27 protein-coding genes are annotated in these 15,113 nt (G+C 45.6%); all 27 read right to left on the bottom strand.

Annotated elements, in window-relative coordinates; all coding sequences use genetic code 11:
• Positions 1–36: 36 nt before the first annotated feature.
• On the bottom strand, positions 37–2,139 hold the full coding sequence (gene malQ, locus AC3A8L_RS00505; protein WP_487960249.1) for a 4-alpha-glucanotransferase: 2,103 nt from the start codon (positions 2,137–2,139) through the stop codon (positions 37–39).
• A 223-nt stretch (positions 2,140–2,362) separates the two neighbouring features.
• Positions 2,363–2,758: a 50S ribosomal protein L17 gene (rplQ, locus tag AC3A8L_RS00500; RefSeq protein ID WP_487960248.1), complete on the bottom strand. Its 396-nt coding sequence runs from the start codon at positions 2,756–2,758 to the stop codon at positions 2,363–2,365.
• A 67-nt stretch (positions 2,759–2,825) separates the two neighbouring features.
• Positions 2,826–3,815, bottom strand: coding sequence for a DNA-directed RNA polymerase subunit alpha (locus AC3A8L_RS00495; RefSeq protein ID WP_487960247.1), 990 nt, complete (start codon positions 3,813–3,815; stop codon positions 2,826–2,828).
• 31 nt (positions 3,816–3,846) lie between these two features.
• A complete protein-coding gene (gene rpsD, locus AC3A8L_RS00490) occupies positions 3,847–4,467 on the bottom strand; it encodes a 30S ribosomal protein S4 (protein WP_487960246.1) in 621 nt (206 codons plus the stop codon).
• Positions 4,468–4,481: 14 nt separating this feature from the next.
• Positions 4,482–4,877 (bottom strand): 30S ribosomal protein S11, encoded by a 396-nt coding sequence (rpsK, locus tag AC3A8L_RS00485; RefSeq protein ID WP_053979646.1) that lies wholly within the window; start codon positions 4,875–4,877, stop codon positions 4,482–4,484.
• A gap of 28 nt (positions 4,878–4,905) precedes the next feature.
• The gene (gene rpsM / locus AC3A8L_RS00480) at positions 4,906–5,262 is read right to left on the bottom strand and encodes a 30S ribosomal protein S13 (protein WP_487960245.1); all 357 of its coding nucleotides are present in this window, start codon (positions 5,260–5,262) and stop codon (positions 4,906–4,908) included.
• Between the two features lie 213 nt (positions 5,263–5,475).
• The gene (rpmJ, locus tag AC3A8L_RS00475; protein WP_236985662.1) at positions 5,476–5,592 is read right to left on the bottom strand and encodes a 50S ribosomal protein L36; all 117 of its coding nucleotides are present in this window, start codon (positions 5,590–5,592) and stop codon (positions 5,476–5,478) included.
• Between the two features lie 31 nt (positions 5,593–5,623).
• A complete protein-coding gene (gene secY / locus AC3A8L_RS00470) occupies positions 5,624–6,958 on the bottom strand; it encodes a preprotein translocase subunit SecY (protein ID WP_487960244.1) in 1,335 nt (444 codons plus the stop codon).
• A gap of 11 nt (positions 6,959–6,969) precedes the next feature.
• On the bottom strand, positions 6,970–7,404 hold the full coding sequence (gene rplO / locus AC3A8L_RS00465) for a 50S ribosomal protein L15 (protein WP_487960243.1): 435 nt from the start codon (positions 7,402–7,404) through the stop codon (positions 6,970–6,972).
• Positions 7,405–7,408: 4 nt separating this feature from the next.
• Positions 7,409–7,591: a 50S ribosomal protein L30 gene (rpmD, locus tag AC3A8L_RS00460; protein WP_487960242.1), complete on the bottom strand. Its 183-nt coding sequence runs from the start codon at positions 7,589–7,591 to the stop codon at positions 7,409–7,411.
• Between the two features lie 45 nt (positions 7,592–7,636).
• Entirely contained in the window at positions 7,637–8,146 is a 510-nt protein-coding gene (rpsE, locus tag AC3A8L_RS00455; RefSeq protein ID WP_487960241.1) for a 30S ribosomal protein S5, read from the bottom strand.
• 4 nt (positions 8,147–8,150) lie between these two features.
• The gene (gene rplR, locus AC3A8L_RS00450; protein WP_487960240.1) at positions 8,151–8,501 is read right to left on the bottom strand and encodes a 50S ribosomal protein L18; all 351 of its coding nucleotides are present in this window, start codon (positions 8,499–8,501) and stop codon (positions 8,151–8,153) included.
• A gap of 9 nt (positions 8,502–8,510) precedes the next feature.
• Positions 8,511–9,044, bottom strand: a complete 534-nt coding sequence (gene rplF / locus AC3A8L_RS00445; RefSeq protein WP_487960239.1) for a 50S ribosomal protein L6 — start codon at positions 9,042–9,044, stop codon at positions 8,511–8,513.
• Between the two features lie 27 nt (positions 9,045–9,071).
• Complete coding sequence (rpsH, locus tag AC3A8L_RS00440; protein WP_487960238.1) at positions 9,072–9,464, bottom strand: 30S ribosomal protein S8; 393 nt, start codon at positions 9,462–9,464, stop codon at positions 9,072–9,074.
• A gap of 25 nt (positions 9,465–9,489) precedes the next feature.
• Entirely contained in the window at positions 9,490–9,795 is a 306-nt protein-coding gene (rpsN, locus tag AC3A8L_RS00435) for a 30S ribosomal protein S14 (RefSeq protein WP_487960237.1), read from the bottom strand.
• A gap of 18 nt (positions 9,796–9,813) precedes the next feature.
• Positions 9,814–10,353, bottom strand: coding sequence for a 50S ribosomal protein L5 (gene rplE, locus AC3A8L_RS00430; RefSeq protein WP_487960277.1), 540 nt, complete (start codon positions 10,351–10,353; stop codon positions 9,814–9,816).
• A 16-nt stretch (positions 10,354–10,369) separates the two neighbouring features.
• Positions 10,370–10,687, bottom strand: coding sequence for a 50S ribosomal protein L24 (gene rplX / locus AC3A8L_RS00425; RefSeq protein ID WP_487960236.1), 318 nt, complete (start codon positions 10,685–10,687; stop codon positions 10,370–10,372).
• Positions 10,688–10,714: 27 nt separating this feature from the next.
• On the bottom strand, positions 10,715–11,083 hold the full coding sequence (gene rplN, locus AC3A8L_RS00420; RefSeq protein ID WP_487960235.1) for a 50S ribosomal protein L14: 369 nt from the start codon (positions 11,081–11,083) through the stop codon (positions 10,715–10,717).
• A gap of 27 nt (positions 11,084–11,110) precedes the next feature.
• Positions 11,111–11,374, bottom strand: coding sequence for a 30S ribosomal protein S17 (gene rpsQ, locus AC3A8L_RS00415; RefSeq protein ID WP_487960234.1), 264 nt, complete (start codon positions 11,372–11,374; stop codon positions 11,111–11,113).
• A 1-nt stretch (position 11,375) separates the two neighbouring features.
• Entirely contained in the window at positions 11,376–11,567 is a 192-nt protein-coding gene (gene rpmC / locus AC3A8L_RS00410) for a 50S ribosomal protein L29 (protein WP_487960233.1), read from the bottom strand.
• A complete protein-coding gene (gene rplP, locus AC3A8L_RS00405) occupies positions 11,567–11,980 on the bottom strand; it encodes a 50S ribosomal protein L16 (protein ID WP_487960232.1) in 414 nt (137 codons plus the stop codon). Before rplP ends, rpmC begins: the two co-directional genes overlap by 1 nt.
• 12 nt (positions 11,981–11,992) lie before the next feature.
• Positions 11,993–12,667, bottom strand: coding sequence for a 30S ribosomal protein S3 (gene rpsC, locus AC3A8L_RS00400; protein ID WP_487960231.1), 675 nt, complete (start codon positions 12,665–12,667; stop codon positions 11,993–11,995).
• A gap of 12 nt (positions 12,668–12,679) precedes the next feature.
• Positions 12,680–13,012, bottom strand: a complete 333-nt coding sequence (gene rplV, locus AC3A8L_RS00395) for a 50S ribosomal protein L22 (RefSeq protein WP_487960230.1) — start codon at positions 13,010–13,012, stop codon at positions 12,680–12,682.
• A 29-nt stretch (positions 13,013–13,041) separates the two neighbouring features.
• On the bottom strand, positions 13,042–13,317 hold the full coding sequence (gene rpsS / locus AC3A8L_RS00390; protein ID WP_487960229.1) for a 30S ribosomal protein S19: 276 nt from the start codon (positions 13,315–13,317) through the stop codon (positions 13,042–13,044).
• Positions 13,318–13,350: 33 nt separating this feature from the next.
• Complete coding sequence (rplB, locus tag AC3A8L_RS00385; protein WP_487960228.1) at positions 13,351–14,178, bottom strand: 50S ribosomal protein L2; 828 nt, start codon at positions 14,176–14,178, stop codon at positions 13,351–13,353.
• 3 nt (positions 14,179–14,181) lie between these two features.
• On the bottom strand, positions 14,182–14,487 hold the full coding sequence (gene rplW, locus AC3A8L_RS00380) for a 50S ribosomal protein L23 (RefSeq protein WP_487960227.1): 306 nt from the start codon (positions 14,485–14,487) through the stop codon (positions 14,182–14,184).
• A complete protein-coding gene (rplD, locus tag AC3A8L_RS00375) occupies positions 14,484–15,098 on the bottom strand; it encodes a 50S ribosomal protein L4 (RefSeq protein ID WP_487960226.1) in 615 nt (204 codons plus the stop codon). The genes rplW and rplD overlap by 4 nt, the downstream gene beginning before the upstream one ends.
• Between the last annotated feature and the right edge of the window lie 15 nt (positions 15,099–15,113).

Here is a 15,113-nt window from a genome sequence, read left to right as displayed (position 1 = left end):
CCCCAAGTTATTATCATGTGCCTAGCAGGCTTTTAATTATTGATTACGCTCTTTGGTAATACTCGCCATTACTGCCTGAATATCAGAGTCAGCAAAGACATCGTCGAGATTATCCGCAAGCTTGCGCTGCCAGTTGGCATATTGTGTACTGGTACCCGGTACGTTAACCGGAGCATCCATTAATTCTAAGTCTTCGAGCTGAATGACAAATATTTGAGAGGCCACCCTGGCCCCGCATGTGAAAATTTGAGCCGCCAGTGACTTTGTGAGCGGTAGATCAATAAGCTCGTGTCTAGGAGCCAACAATGTCAGTCCTCCTCGCTCCAACCAATCGAGTAATCGGTGCTTATCTTTAACGCGCTCAGCATAAACATCGGCTATGGGTACAGTGTCGTCCAATAGGTCGAGTTCACCCCTCAATGCAATATCAGTACTTGACCACCAGCTCGTTAAAGTGGGGACATCGTGATTGGTTAACATCGCTAACGCACGCGGCATGTAATTTTCCGGCGCTTTAAACTGCCCATCATGCTCACGCTCAAAATAGAACAATTTATTGGTGAAGACAGCGCCGTCAATAATCGCTTCACGGAATTCATTGGGAACAACACCCATATCTTCACCAATAACCATGCAACGGTTTCTCACGCTTTCAAGCTTTAACAAACCTAACATTTCAGGGAAGGGATAGTAAATGTAAGCACCATAATCGGCGGTATGCCCTGGAGGGCACCACCACAAACGCATTAGCGCCATAGCATGATCAATACGCAAAGCACCACAATTTGCCATATTGGTTCGAAGTAGCGTTATAAAGTGCTCGAATTTTGTTGCACGCATCAATGCTGGGTCCATGGGGGGTAAACCCCAATTTTGGCCTTTTTCAGCCAAAGGATCTGGCGGCGCGCCAACGGATGCTTGCTTACAAAAAAGACGTCCCGTCGAACTCACTTCAGCACCACCACCGTCAGCACCAACGGCTAAATCACGCATAAGCCCAACAGCCATACCTAATTCTTCAGCAGCATCTTGGCACTCAGCCATTTGCAGCTGCGCAGCCCACTGTAAGTACGCATAAAAATCTATTTTTTCTTGCTGCTCAGGTGTTAATTCAACCGCACCAATATCGTATTCATGCACCCCAGCATCACGCATAACCTGGTAAACACAATAGCTATGTAACGCTTCACCGCCTTTGACGACATATCGTGAAAAAGCCTTCGCCCTAGGTGAGTCTAACGCTAAGTGTTGCTGCTGAAAACGCAGGAACAATTCGGTAAAGACACTAAACTTAGTGCCATAAACACGCTTGTAATCAACCTGAGTACCGCCCCGCAGCTCGTCAAAAGATTCCTGCGAAGGGAATAGCTCGGGTGAAAATTCTTCTAGCTGCTCGGGGTCAATATATAAGGGCTCAATAAAGCGCCGGTCTGATGGGCTATAGGGGCTGCAATGATATTCATTTGGCGTGCACAAAGCATGTAAGGGGTTAAGGCCAACAATACTTGCCCCCGCCTTAGCCGTATTAACAACCAAAGCTTTTAAATCAGAAAGATCTCCAACTCCCCAGTTACGAGAAGACCTTAAAGTATAAAGCTGAACAATAACGCCCCATATTTTTTTACCGCTATCAAGCTCCTCAGAAACGTAGGCTTTTTCAGGCACCACTGCAATCTGACCAGAACTCGTACGCTTAGGACTAGAAACTTCGAGTGCATGATAGCCTAAAGGAAGTGCACCACACATGATCACTCGACGTGAAAAACGGACTCCGTCATAGATATAATCGCCCACTTCAGGCTGGGTGCTCGGCGTGAAAACACCTTCTTGAATAGAGCCATCTTCCAGTGTGATTGAATAGGACAGGGGCTGATTCAGATCTTGTGGCGCGGCATTGATGAAAAAACAACACTCTTTATGCTTTTCAACAATTTGAAAAGCCTGAACCCACTCTTTCCAAGGCGCAACATCCAGCTTATAAGCTGCTTCAGCGACTTTTTTAGCGTCATCAGGGTCAATCGACATTGCTCTTAATAAGGCTTTACGATTCTCAAGCGAGACCTGAACTTTCTCCCCCTTGTAGTTAAAGTAATCCGAAGCAATACCGCGCCAATACAATAACTGATCGAGGGTTTCCATAGCGTATTATCAGCCCGTTTAAAAGGAAAGAGGTTCGTGAATGTTAAGTTGTTTGCACTCTATATGCCACTCACAAACAAAACAATGGCAGATAAATTTGCGTTACGGCAACAAGCGATCAGATATCACACAAACCGCACCAGAAACAACCTAAATAGTGGCATCTACGTATTCTTCAGGCGAAAAAAAACCGGGCAATGCCCGGTTTTTACGACACTTAAGCTTACTCAGCTTCAGCGCTTTCAACCACTTCGCCCGTTACTGGACGATCTACTAACTCTACAAACGCCATTGGCGCTTTATCACCAGTACGGAATCCACATTTTAAAATGCGGACATACCCACCAGGACGAGCCTCGTAGCGAGGACCTAGCTCATTAAACAATTTACCTACTGCAGCCTTACAACGAAGGCGATCAAACGCCAAACGACGGTTAGCAACAGAGTCTACTTTACTTAAAGTAATTAGAGGCTCGGCAAAACGACGAAGCTCTTTAGCTTTAGGTAAAGTAGTCTTGATAGCTTCATGCTCTACAAGAGAAGCTATCATGTTTTTGAACATCGCTTTACGATGCGAGCTGTTCCGATTTAATTTTCGGCCACTTAAACGATGACGCATAACTTAAACCCTTCTTTTTGCTTCTCAGCAAACGTTACTGGGGCCCACTAAGAGCCCGCTCAATTAATTAGTCGCCGGTACGCAAGCTGGCTGGTGGCCAGTTTTCTAAACGCATACCTAATGACAAGCCACGAGATGCGAGCACATCTTTAATCTCAGTAAGAGATTTTTTACCCAAGTTTGGTGTCTTCAACAACTCAACTTCTGTACGCTGAATAAGGTCACCAATATAGTAAATATTCTCGGCTTTCAAACAGTTTGCAGAGCGAACTGTTAACTCAAGATCATCTACTGGGCGAAGAAGAACAGGATCAATTTGATCTTCTTTCTTCTCTGGCTCTGCTTCTTTTTCACCTTCAAGGTCAACGAATACCGCTAACTGTTGCTGAAGGATAGTGGCAGCACGACGAATAGCTTCTTCTGGATCTAAGGTCCCATTGGTCTCTAGATCCAATACCAACTTATCAAGATCCGTACGCTGCTCAACACGAGCACTTTCAACTGAGTACGCCAAACGACGAACAGGGCTGAAAGAGGCATCTAACTGAAGGCGGCCGATAGTTCGGTTTTCTTCTTCGTCAACAACGCGGGCATCGGCTGGCTGATAACCCCGACCACGAGCAATAATCAACTGCATATTCAAACTAGCATCACCAGTAATGTTGGCAATAACTAAATCAGGGTTTTTAATTTCAACACTCTGATCAACTTGAATATCGCCAGCAGTTACAACACCGGGACCTTGCTTTGATAAGCTTAGAGTAACGCTATCTTTACCTTCTAGAGTCAAAGCAACGTTCTTGAGGTTAAGCAAGATTTCAATAACATCTTCCTGCACACCCTCAACTGCACTGTACTCGTGCTGAACGCCTTCGATTTCAACTTCAGTAATTGCGCAACCCGGCATTGAAGACAGCAAGATACGACGCAAAGCGTTACCTAAAGTATGACCAAAACCTCGCTCAAGCGGCTCCAAAACAACCTTAGCTCGATTAGGAGATACTTCGGTGACGTCAATGTGACGCGGGGTCAAAAATTCATTCACAGCTGTCTGCATAGTTTCACCTGTTAGCGGTTAGTTGGAGACCTTACTTAGAGTAAAGCTCTACAATGAGGTTCTCGTTGATATCAGCGGGTAGATCAGCACGATCAGGAACACGCTTAAAAACACCTTCTTTCTTATCAGTGTTTACATCAACCCACTCAACATCAGCACGCTGTGCGGCAATGCCCATTGAGTTTTGAATTCGCAATTGGGTTTTAGACTTTTCACGAATTGCAACAACATCACCAACACTCACTTGGAATGAAGCAATATTGACAACAATGCCATTAACAACAATAGCTTTGTGAGAAACCAACTGACGCGATTCTGCACGTGTAGAGCCAAAGCCCATACGGTACACAACGTTATCTAAGCGACACTCAAGAATTTGCAGTAGGTTTTCACCAGTAGCGCCTTTACGGCGAGCTGCTTCTTTATAGTAGCCTCGGAATTGTTTCTCAAGAACGCCATAAGTACGACGAACTTTTTGTTTTTCACGTAACTGAACACCATAGTCGGATAAACGACCACGACGCTGACCATGCTGGCCAGGTGCAGTTTCATGCTTACATTTTGATTCTAATGGGCGCGCTCCGCTTTTCAGGAACAAATCAGTTCCTTCGCGACGCGCCAGTTTACAGGTAGGTCCTACATAACGAGCCATATCTGATTAAACTCCTAAACGCGACGTTTCTTGGGAGGGCGACAACCATTGTGTGGAATGGGTGTCACATCGGTAATGTTAGTTATTTTGTAACCAACATTGTTAAGTGCACGAACGGCTGACTCTCGGCCAGGACCGGGGCCCTTAACTTCAACGTCTAAGTTCTTCAAACCATAATCCAACGCAGCTTGACCCGCACGCTCTGCAGCAACCTGCGCAGCGAATGGAGTACTCTTACGTGAACCACGGAAACCAGAACCACCAGATGTAGCCCAAGAAAGAGCATTACCTTGACGGTCTGTAATTGTTACGATCGTGTTATTAAACGATGCGTGAATATGCGCAATGCCATCGACAACTGTCTTTTTGACCTTTTTGCGCTGAGTGCTTTTATTACCTGGCTTGGCCATAGCAATGGATCCTCAACTTAACGGGCTATTACTTCTTAATGGGCTTACGTGGACCTTTACGGGTACGCGCATTTGTTTTAGTGCGCTGACCACGTAATGGCAGATTACGACGGTGGCGTAAGCCACGGTAACAACCTAAATCCATTAAACGTTTGATGTTCATTGACACTTCGCGACGAAGGTCACCTTCAACCGTTAATTTAGCCACTTCAGCACGCAACAATTCAAGCTGCTCTTCAGTTAAGTCGCCAATTTTTGCACTCTCTTCAACACCAGCATCAGCACAAACCTTCTTAGCTGATGTAGCACCTACGCCATAGACGTAAGTCAAAGAGATTACGGCATGTTTGTGATCTGGTATGTTGACACCAGCAATACGAGCCATCTAGTTACTCCAATATTTCATTATGTTGCGGCACTAACAGCAACCCTTACACATTACAAACGCAAGACCCCAGGTATTACCCTGGGGCCAAAGGCGCGGAAGAATAACGGCATTGTTGCTGGATTTCAATAGCTAACCGTATGATTAACGACAGTTAGTGCCCCCAGTTTTGCCAGTCATTACTGACCAGCTAAGCGGCGAACCGCTTAATACTTAACCCTGACGTTGCTTATGACGGGGTTCCGCACTACAGATTACGCGTACAACACCACTACGACGAACAATCTTACAGTTACGGCAGATTTTTTTAACAGATGCACGAACTTTCATCGATTTAACCTCACCGAAAGTGGCCGCTTACTTAGCGACCGTAGTTTTTCAAATTTGCTTTTTTCAGCACAGATTCATACTGGTGACTCATGAGGTGAGATTGAACTTGAGACATAAAGTCCATGACAACCACCACAACAATCAACAGCGATGTACCACCAAGATAGAATGGAATATCTGCAGAAACGACTAAGAACTGTGGAAGAAGAGCCACACCAGCGATGTAGACAGCTCCAACCATGGTCAAGCGAGTTAATACTGAATCAATATACTTTGCTGATTGCTCTCCAGGACGAATCCCAGGAATATAAGCCCCACCCTTCTTAAGGTTATCAGCGACTTCTTTCGGATTATACATCATAGCTGTATAAACAAAACAGAAGAGAATGATCAAAGCACCAAATATAACAAAATTCAGCGGTTGACCCGGCCCAATAGCTAAAGCAACTTCTTGCAATATTTCTCCTGCACGACCTTCTTGCGACTGGCCGAACCACTGAGCAATAGACGCAGGAAATAGAAGCAAGCTACTGGCAAAAATCACAGGAATAACACCGGCCATGTTAATTTTTAATGGCAAATGACTTGTCTGCTGATTATACCCACCATGACGACCCGTTTGACGCTTGGCGTAATTGATGGTGATACGACGCTGCGCACGCTCCATAAATACGACAAACCAAACAATAGCGATGGCAAAACAACCAATCAACAGTAACAAGAGGAAGTGCAAATCGCCTTGGCGCGCACTTTCAATTGCCTGTCCAATTGCACTCGGCAATCCAGCAACAATACCTGCAAAGATAAGCATTGAAATACCGTTACCGATACCTCGCTCAGTAACCTGCTCACCTAACCACATCATAAACATGGCACCAGTCACCAAAGAGCTCACAGCCACTAGATAAAAGCTAAGGCTATTTAATCCTACATAAGCCATACCCTGGCCAGCCATACCGGCAACCATGATAAAGCCCTGCACTAACGCCAAACATAAAGCAAGATAACGCGTATATTGGCTAATCTTTCGACGCCCCGCATCACCCTCTTTCTTTAGCGCCTCTAACGAAGGAGTCACAGCCGTCATCATCTGCATAATAATAGAGGCAGAGATATAAGGCATGATACCCAAAGCTAGGATACTCATACGCTCTAAAGCACCGCCAGAGAACATATTGAACATTCCCAAGATAGTGCCTTGATTTTGATTAAATAGATCAGCTACACGCTGTGGATCAATTCCCGGAACGGGAATATGAGTACCTATACGGTATACCACAATGGCCAAAAACAAAAACCACAGACGAGCCTTAAGCTCACCTGTGCCTTTAGAACCACCTAGCGCTATATTTCCCGGCGTTGCCATAGGAACCTCGCTTAGTCTTCTACTTTGCCACCAGCAGCTTCAATTGCAGCTTTGGCACCCTTAGTAACAGCCAAACCTTTCAAGGTTACAGCTTTCGTTAGCTCACCAGACAAGAATACTTTCGCACGCTTGGCACTAAGCTTAACAAGATCGGCACGCTTCAACGCATCCAGATCGATCACATCGCCATCAACTTTGTTTAATTCACCGAGACGAATCTCAGCAGAAATTAAACTAACGCGACTTGTGAAACCGAACTTGGGTAAACGCTTCTGCAAAGGCATCTGGCCACCCTCGAAACCTGGACGAACACTACCGCCAGAACGAGACTTTTGACCTTTGTGGCCACGGCCACAGGTTTTACCCAGGCCAGAACCAATACCACGACCTACACGCTTAGTGCTCTGAGAGCGGCCTGGGCCTGGCGATAATTCATTCAAACGCATCGGATTAACCCTCAACCTTAAGTAGGTAGTTAACTTTGTTGATCATACCGCGCACAGAAGGTGTGTCTTCTACTTGAACAGTGTGACCTATACGACGAAGCCCTAAACCTGCAACACAGGCTCGGTGAGCTTTTAGTCGGCCGGCAATACTCTTAACCTGAGTAACCGTGATCGTATTCTTAGACATGGCTAGATACTCGTAATTAGTACTAGAGCGCCCGAAGGCGCCCTATTAATTCAAAATCTCTTCTACAGTCTTGCCGCGTTTCGCAGCAACAGACTCAGGAGAAGACATTGCCCCTAACGCTTCAAAAGTAGCGCGAACAACGTTTACTGGGTTAGTAGAACCGTAGCACTTAGCAAGAACGTTCTGCACACCAGCAATCTCTAATACAGCACGCATAGCGCCACCAGCAATAACACCGGTACCAGCAGAAGCAGGCTGCATATAAACGTTTGAAGAGCTGTGAACACCTTTCGTAGGATATTGAATGGTGTCGCCATTAAGCTCAACACTAATCATATTACGACGAGCAGCTTCCATCGCTTTTTGAATTGCGATAGGCACTTCACGTGCTTTACCGCGGCCATAACCTACGCGACCATTTCCGTCCCCAACAACTGTTAGAGCGGTAAACTGGAAGATACGTCCACCTTTAACAGTTTTAGAAACGCGGTTCACTTGAACCAATTTTTCTTGCATGCCTTCGGCGCTGCTATCTTTCTTATCGTTAGTCGACATAGTCTTAGAACTCCAATCCGGCTTCGCGTGCAGCATCGGCTAACGCCTTAACACGACCATGGTAACGGAAACCGCTACGATCAAAAGCGACGCTGGAAACACCAGCTGCTTTTGCTCGCTCTGCAACAAGTTGACCAACAACTTTTGCAGCATCTGCGTTACCGGTTTTATCAAGAGAAAAATCTTTCTCTACAGTCGATGCGCTTGCCAAAACACGATTGCCTTCAGGGGCAATGATTTGGGCATAAATGTGACGCGGAGTACGATGAATACTCAAGCGCGTAACACCTAGCTGACTGATTTTGCTACGAGCACGGCGAGCGCGACGTAGACGTGCTTCTTTTTTATCGCTCATAACCTATGCCTACTTCTTCTTAGCTTCTTTACGACGAATATGCTCGTCGGCGTAGCGAACACCCTTACCTTTATAAGGCTCAGGTGGACGGAAAGCACGGATCTCAGCAGCGACCTGACCTAACAATTGCTTGTCCATACCTTTCAGTACGATATCAGTTTGCGTTGGAGTTTCGGCTTTAACACCTTCTGGCAATTCATAATCAACAGGGTGAGAAAAACCTAAAGTTAAGTTAATTGTGTTGCCCGTTGCTTTCGCTCGATAACCAACACCAACTAACTGTAATTTTCTCTCGAAACCAGCGCTAACGCCAGTCACCATATTATTTACTAAAGCGCGAGTAGTACCGGCTAATGCGTCAGACGATTTACCACCATCACGGGCGGCAAAACTTAAAACGTTATCTTCCTGCTTTACTTCAACGCTATTGTGAACTTCAAAATCAAGCGTGCCCTGACTTCCTTTAATGCTAATGCTTTGACCGTTTAGGGTCACACTAACACCGCTAGGCAAGCTCACTGGGCTTTTTGCAACACGTGACATAACTGTATTCCCGTTAAATCTCGGCCTTTAGAAAACGGTGCAGAGAACTTCACCGCCGATACCTGCAGCACGAGCCGCGCGATCTGTCATTACACCTTTACTGGTAGTAACGATCGCTACGCCTAAGCCGCCCCGAACCGAAGGTAATGCACCTTTACCGGCATAAGAACGTAAACCTGGACGGCTCACGCGGTCGATTTCGGCGATAACAGGCTTGCCTTCGAAGTACTTAAGTTCGATAGACAGCTCAGCTTTCACTGCGTCGTTTACACCAAAATCTGTAATGTAGCCTTCGCTCTTAAGAACTTGTGCTACGTTTTTTTTCAGCTTAGATGAAGGCATAGAAACGCTGGTTTTACCAACCATTTGTGCGTTTCGGATGCGAGTCAGCATATCAGCTAATGGATCTTGCATGCTCATTGTTAATTGCTCCTCAGAACCAACCTTACCAACTAGCTTTAACTAAGCCAGGGACATCACCGCGCATTGCTGCTTCGCGGAGCTTATTTCGACACAAGCCAAACTTGCGGTATACCGCATGTGGACGACCTGTAATACGACAACGACGCTGAATACGTGCAGCACTACCATCACGTGGTAATTTCTGCAGCTTAATCATCGCGTCCCACACTTCTTCTTCAGAAGAGTCTACGCTAGAAATGATTGCCTTCAACGCATCACGCTTTGAAGAATCTTTTTTAACAAGGTTGGCGCGTTTTGCTTCGCGCGCGATCATAGATTTCTTTGCCATTTCCTACACCAATTCCTATTAACCTTTGAACGGGAAGTTGAACGCTTTTAACAGCGCGCGACCTTCGTCATCAGTGCGGGCTGTGGTGGAAATACAAATATCCAAACCGCGCATTTTGTCGATCTTGTCGTAGTCAATCTCAGGAAAAATGATTTGCTCAGAAACACCCATAGAGAAGTTTCCACGCCCATCAAATTGCTTAGGACTAATACCACGGAAGTCACGAATACGTGGAATCGCAATTGAAACTAAACGATCCAAAAATTCGTACATTTTTTCTGCACGTAGAGTTACTTTACAACCGACTGGCCAGCCTTCGCGAACCTTAAAACCAGCGATTGATCTACGCGCCAAAGTAATAACAGGTTTTTGACCAGCAATTTTTTGCATATCGCTTACTGCGTGATCTAAAACTTTTTTATCACCAACAGCTTCACCAACACCCATGTTAATGGTGATTTTGGTAATCTTTGGTGTTTCCATTACATTTTTCAAACCCAGATCTTTAAAGAGCTGGGGTGCAATTTCGTTTTTAAAACGTTCTTGTAGCCTGGCCATCATTCTCTCAGTGCGCTTACGCGTCTACCGCCTCGCCATTGGACTTGAACACACGAATCTTGCGCTTATCGTCCAAAACTTTAAAACCAACACGGTCAGCCTTACCTGTTGCAGCATTAAAAATCGCTACATTAGATTCCTGAATTGGCGCCTCTTTTTCGATAATGCCACCGGCAATACCTGCTTGAGGGTTTGGCTTTTGGTGCTTCTTAATCATTTGTACACCGGCAACTAACAAGCGACCATCAGAAAATACACGAGACACTTTGCCTCTTTTTCCTTTGTCGCGACCAGTGATTACAATCACTTCGTCATCACGTTTAATTTTACGCATTAACCCGTCCTCTAAATACCGGCGTGCTTAAAGCACTTCGGGCGCCAAAGAAATAATCTTCATGAATTTTTCGCTGCGCAACTCGCGGGTTACTGGTCCAAAAATACGCGTACCAATCGGCGCATTTTGAGCATTCAGTAAAACTGCTGCATTGTCATCGAAGCGAATAATAGAACCATCGTTGCGACGAACACCTTTTTTGGTGCGCACGACTACGGCTGTCATTACTTGGCCTTTTTTAACTTTACCGCGGGGAATTGCTTCCTTAACGGTCACTTTAATAATGTCACCTACTGCAGCGTAACGACGGTGCGAACCGCCTAAAACCTTGATACACATCACTCGACGTGCACCACTGTTATCCGCCACATCAAGATATGTTTGCGTTTGAATCATTTTTTATCTCCAAAGCTCCAATGGCGGTTATATCGCCGCAGTACGCTCTTCCACTTTCACTAAAGACCAGTTTTTGGTCTTAGAAAGAGGACGCGATTCTGCAATCGTTACCAAATCACCAGTGTTACACTCATTGTTTTCGTCATGAGCTTTGACTTTTGATGATTTACTGACGTATTTGCCGTAAATAGGATGCTTAACACGACGCTCGATAAGTACAGTAATAGACTTATCCATTTTGTCGCTAACAACTTTTCCGGTTAAAGTACGAACAAGTTTTGTCTCAGACATCTTATTTACCTGCCTTTTCTGCGAGCAAAGTTTTAATACGGGCAATATTATGACGCACTTGCTTAACCAAGTGAGTTTGCGTCAACTGACCCGTAGACGCTTGCATGCGAAGCTTGAACTGTTCTTGCAATTGAGCGAGCAATTCGCTGTTCAACTCTTCGACTGTTTTTTCGCGGAGTTCTTGCGCTTTCATTACATCACCGATCGCTTAACAAACGTTGTTTCCACAGGAAGCTTGGCTGCCGCTAAGGCAAAAGCTTCTCGCGCCAATTCTTCAGAAACACCTTCCATTTCATAAAGAACTTTACCTGGCTGAATCTGGCAAACCCAGTATTCAACATTACCCTTACCTTTACCTTGACGAACTTCTAAAGGCTTTTGAGTAATCGGCTTATCAGGAAACACTCGTATCCAAATTTTACCGCCACGCTTAATGTGACGAGTCATAGCGCGACGAGCAGCTTCGATTTGGCGCGCAGTAATGCGTCCACGTCCGGTTGCTTTTAAACCGTACTCACCGAAACTTACTTTAGAGCCGCGATGGGCTAAGCCGCGATTACGGCCTTTTTGCTGCTTACGAAATTTCGTACGCTTAGGTTGTAACATTTTGCGTACCCCTTATTTTGAGCTCTTTTTCTTTTGATTGGTCTCGACATTCTCGACACCACCAATAACTTCGCCTTTGAAGATCCACACCTTGACACCAATGATGCCGTAAGTAGTAGCTGCTTCTGCGTGTGCGTAGTCAATATCTGCGCGAAAAGTATGAAGAGGTACGCGACCTTCACGATACCATTCGGTACGTGCGATCTCTGCGCCGCCTAAGCGACCGCCAACTTGAATTTTTACACCCTCGGCTCCTTGACGCATTGCATTTTGTACCGCGCGCTTCATAGCACGACGAAACATAACACGACGCTCAAGTTGTTGCGCAACACTCTGCGCAGCCAAAGTTGCATCCAAGTCAGGCTTGCGAATTTCTTCGATATTGATGTGCACGGGCACACCCATTTTCTTAGTTATCGCAGCGCGTAACTTCTCCACATCCTCACCTTTTTTACCGATAACAATACCGGGGCGAGCAGTGTGGATAGTGATGCGAGCAGTGTTAGCTGGACGCTCAATTTCCACACGACTTACAGATGCGTGAGCCAATGTCGATTGAATAAATGCACGCACAGTAAGGTCGTTAAATAGCTTTTCAGCATATTGATCCTTACCGGCATACCAAGTCGACGTATGCTTTTTAACGATTCCGAGACGAATGCCTGTCGGATGTACTTTTTGACCCATAACGTCGCTCTCTTATTGATCAGCTACTTTAACGGTAATGTGACAGCTGCGCTTAAGAATGCGATCTGCACGACCTTTAGCACGCGGCATTATCCGCTTCATGGTTATACCTTCATCTACAAAGATCGTAGATACTTTAAGCTCATCGACATCGGCGCCTTCGTTATGCTCAGCATTGGCGATTGCGGATTCAAGAACTTTCTTAATTAAGGCTGCACCCTTCTTCGTGCTGAACGATAAAAGTTCGAGTGCTTCTTCAACACCTAAACCTCTAATCTGATCAGCCACCAATCGCGCTTTCTGCGCAGAGATACGAGCACCTTTATGTTTTGCTGCTACTTCCATCGTGAAACACCTCGTAGGTTCTCGCGCGATTAGCGCTTAGCTTTCTTGTCTGCAACATGACCACGATAGGTACGTGTTGCAGAAAACTCACCCAATTTGTGCCCAACCATTTCTTCATTAATTGAAACGGGGACATGCTGACGACCATTATGTACTGCGATGGTCAAGCCAACCATTTCAGGCAAAATCATTGAGCGTCGTGACCAAGTTTTAATAGGACGACGATCGTTTTTCTCGGCTGCCACTTCTACCTTCTTTAAAAGATGGTGATCAATGAACGGGCCTTTCTTTAGTGAACGTGGCACTGCAAGTTCCTCTCTATGTCCGGTCAGTCGTCGTTATTTTTTATTGCGACGACGAACTATCATGTTGTCGGTACGCTTGTTACTGCGCGTTTTATAACCCTTAGTTGGGGTACCCCAAGGCGATACTGGATGACGGCCACCAGAGGTACGACCTTCACCACCACCATGCGGGTGATCAACTGGGTTCATTGCAACACCGCGGACAGTAGGACGAACACCACGCCAGCGCGTAGCACCTGCCTTACCTAGTGAACGCAGGTTATGCTCACTATTAGAAACTTCACCTAGAGTCGCACGACAATCTGCAGGTATTTTACGCATCTCACCAGATCGCAAACGAAGAGTTGCGTAAGCACCTTCGCGAGCCACCAACTGAACACTTGTACCAGCTGAACGAGCGATTTGAGCACCCTTACCAGGCTTCATTTCAACACAATGAACAACACTACCTAAAGGCACGTTACGCAAAGGTAATGTGTTACCTATCTTAATAGGCGCCGCATCACCAGACTGGATAACATCACCAGCTTTAAGCGCTTTAGGAGCAATAATGTAGCGACGCTCACCGTCTGCATAACAAACCAAAGCAATGTTTGCAGTGCGATTTGGATCATATTCCAAACGCTCTACTTTTGCCGGAATGCCATCTTTGTTACGACGAAAGTCGATTAGACGGTAACGCTGCTTGTGACCACCACCAACGTGACGAATAGTAATTCGACCGTTGTTGTTACGACCACCGCTTTTAGACTTTTTCTCAATCAAAGGTGCGTGTGGTGCGCCTTTGTGCAAATCAGGAGTCACGACACTTACAACAAAGCGACGTCCTGGTGACGTAGGTTTACGTTTTACGATAGCCATTTCTTATGCTCCTGCTTCTGCAGAAAGAAGATCTAAATCTTGACCTTCTTCCAAGCGAACGTAAGCTTTCTTCCAATCGTTTCGCTTACCGATACCGTGCTTAGTGCGCTTAGTCTTACCTTTAACAAGCGCAGTACGGACATCAATAACCTTAACTTCAAACAACTGTTCAACAGCTGCTTTGATTTCAGGCTTAGCCGCATCGCGTGCAACTTTGAATACAACTTGATTTGACGCTTCAGTTAGGATCGCAGCTTTTTCAGAAACAACTGGCCCTAAAAGCACCTTGTATAAACGCTCTTGGTTCATGCCAAAGCCTCCTCAAGTTGTTTAAGTGCAGCAACAGTAACTACAACTTTCTCGGCGCGGATTAAGCTAACAGGATCAACAGCCTGCGCATCACACACTTCAATTTTGTGTAAGTTACGTGAAGCAAGGTATAAGTTTTCACTTATTTCTTGGCTTACAATCAACGCGTTTGACAAGCTAAATTCATTCAGCTTAGCAATCAAAGACTTAGTCTTAGGCGCATCAACATCAAAGCTTTCAACAACGATTAAACGCTCTTGACGTGCAAGCTCTGACAAAATGCAACGCAACGCAGCGCGATACATTTTCTTATTTAACTTTTGCTCAAAATTACGCGGCTTCGCAGCGAAACTAACACCACCCGTACGCCAAATTGGGCTACGAATAGTACCAGCACGTGCACGACCAGTACCTTTTTGACGAAATGGCTTTTTGCCACCGCCAGATACTTCTGCACGGGTTTTCTGAGCTTTGGTGCCTTGACGGCCACCAGCCATGTACGCAACAACTGCTTGGTGTACAAGGTCTTGGTTAAACTCTTTACCAAAAGCAACTTCTGAAACTGAAACAGTTCCATTGGTTCCGGTTGGTGTAGCTATATTTAATTCCATGGTCGACCCCCTAGG

Source organism: Marinagarivorans sp. (assembly GCF_982758155.1).
Note: the sequence above shows the minus strand (reverse complement) of the source record. Positions and strands in the feature narration are given on the sequence as shown.

Excerpts from the sequence above, each read along its gene's own strand:
- rplF (WP_487960239.1), bottom strand. The coding sequence starts at position 9,044 with ATGTCACGTGTTGCAAAAAGCCCAGTGAGCTTGCCTAGCGGTGTTAGT.
- rpsM (WP_487960245.1), bottom strand. The coding sequence starts at position 5,262 with ATGGCTCGTATTGCTGGTGTCAACATACCAGATCACAAACATGCCGTA.
- rpsD (WP_487960246.1), bottom strand. The coding sequence starts at position 4,467 with ATGGCTCGTTATGTAGGACCTACCTGTAAACTGGCGCGTCGCGAAGGA.
- rpsQ (WP_487960234.1), bottom strand. The coding sequence starts at position 11,374 with ATGTCTGAGACAAAACTTGTTCGTACTTTAACCGGAAAAGTTGTTAGC.
- rplB (WP_487960228.1), bottom strand. The coding sequence starts at position 14,178 with ATGGCTATCGTAAAACGTAAACCTACGTCACCAGGACGTCGCTTTGTT.
- rpsE (WP_487960241.1), bottom strand. The coding sequence starts at position 8,146 with ATGTCGACTAACGATAAGAAAGATAGCAGCGCCGAAGGCATGCAAGAA.
- rpsK (WP_053979646.1), bottom strand. The coding sequence starts at position 4,877 with ATGGCCAAGCCAGGTAATAAAAGCACTCAGCGCAAAAAGGTCAAAAAG.
- rplQ (WP_487960248.1), bottom strand. The coding sequence starts at position 2,758 with ATGCGTCATCGTTTAAGTGGCCGAAAATTAAATCGGAACAGCTCGCAT.
- rpmJ (WP_236985662.1), bottom strand. The coding sequence starts at position 5,592 with ATGAAAGTTCGTGCATCTGTTAAAAAAATCTGCCGTAACTGTAAGATT.
- rplV (WP_487960230.1), bottom strand. The coding sequence starts at position 13,012 with ATGGAAGTAGCAGCAAAACATAAAGGTGCTCGTATCTCTGCGCAGAAA.
- malQ (WP_487960249.1), bottom strand. The coding sequence starts at position 2,139 with ATGGAAACCCTCGATCAGTTATTGTATTGGCGCGGTATTGCTTCGGAT.
- rplD (WP_487960226.1), bottom strand. The coding sequence starts at position 15,098 with ATGGAATTAAATATAGCTACACCAACCGGAACCAATGGAACTGTTTCA.
- rplX (WP_487960236.1), bottom strand. The coding sequence starts at position 10,687 with ATGCGTAAAATTAAACGTGATGACGAAGTGATTGTAATCACTGGTCGC.
- rpmC (WP_487960233.1), bottom strand. The coding sequence starts at position 11,567 with ATGAAAGCGCAAGAACTCCGCGAAAAAACAGTCGAAGAGTTGAACAGC.
- rpsN (WP_487960237.1), bottom strand. The coding sequence starts at position 9,795 with ATGGCAAAGAAATCTATGATCGCGCGCGAAGCAAAACGCGCCAACCTT.
- rplN (WP_487960235.1), bottom strand. The coding sequence starts at position 11,083 with ATGATTCAAACGCAAACATATCTTGATGTGGCGGATAACAGTGGTGCA.
- rpsH (WP_487960238.1), bottom strand. The coding sequence starts at position 9,464 with ATGAGCATGCAAGATCCATTAGCTGATATGCTGACTCGCATCCGAAAC.
- rplP (WP_487960232.1), bottom strand. The coding sequence starts at position 11,980 with ATGTTACAACCTAAGCGTACGAAATTTCGTAAGCAGCAAAAAGGCCGT.
- rplW (WP_487960227.1), bottom strand. The coding sequence starts at position 14,487 with ATGAACCAAGAGCGTTTATACAAGGTGCTTTTAGGGCCAGTTGTTTCT.
- AC3A8L_RS00495 (WP_487960247.1), bottom strand. The coding sequence starts at position 3,815 with ATGCAGACAGCTGTGAATGAATTTTTGACCCCGCGTCACATTGACGTC.
- rplO (WP_487960243.1), bottom strand. The coding sequence starts at position 7,404 with ATGCGTTTGAATGAATTATCGCCAGGCCCAGGCCGCTCTCAGAGCACT.
- rpsC (WP_487960231.1), bottom strand. The coding sequence starts at position 12,667 with ATGGGTCAAAAAGTACATCCGACAGGCATTCGTCTCGGAATCGTTAAA.
- rplE (WP_487960277.1), bottom strand. The coding sequence starts at position 10,353 with ATGGCCAGGCTACAAGAACGTTTTAAAAACGAAATTGCACCCCAGCTC.
- rpmD (WP_487960242.1), bottom strand. The coding sequence starts at position 7,591 with ATGTCTAAGAATACGATCACGGTTACTCAGGTTAAGAGTATTGCCGGC.
- rplR (WP_487960240.1), bottom strand. The coding sequence starts at position 8,501 with ATGAGCGATAAAAAAGAAGCACGTCTACGTCGCGCTCGCCGTGCTCGT.
- secY (WP_487960244.1), bottom strand. The coding sequence starts at position 6,958 with ATGGCAACGCCGGGAAATATAGCGCTAGGTGGTTCTAAAGGCACAGGT.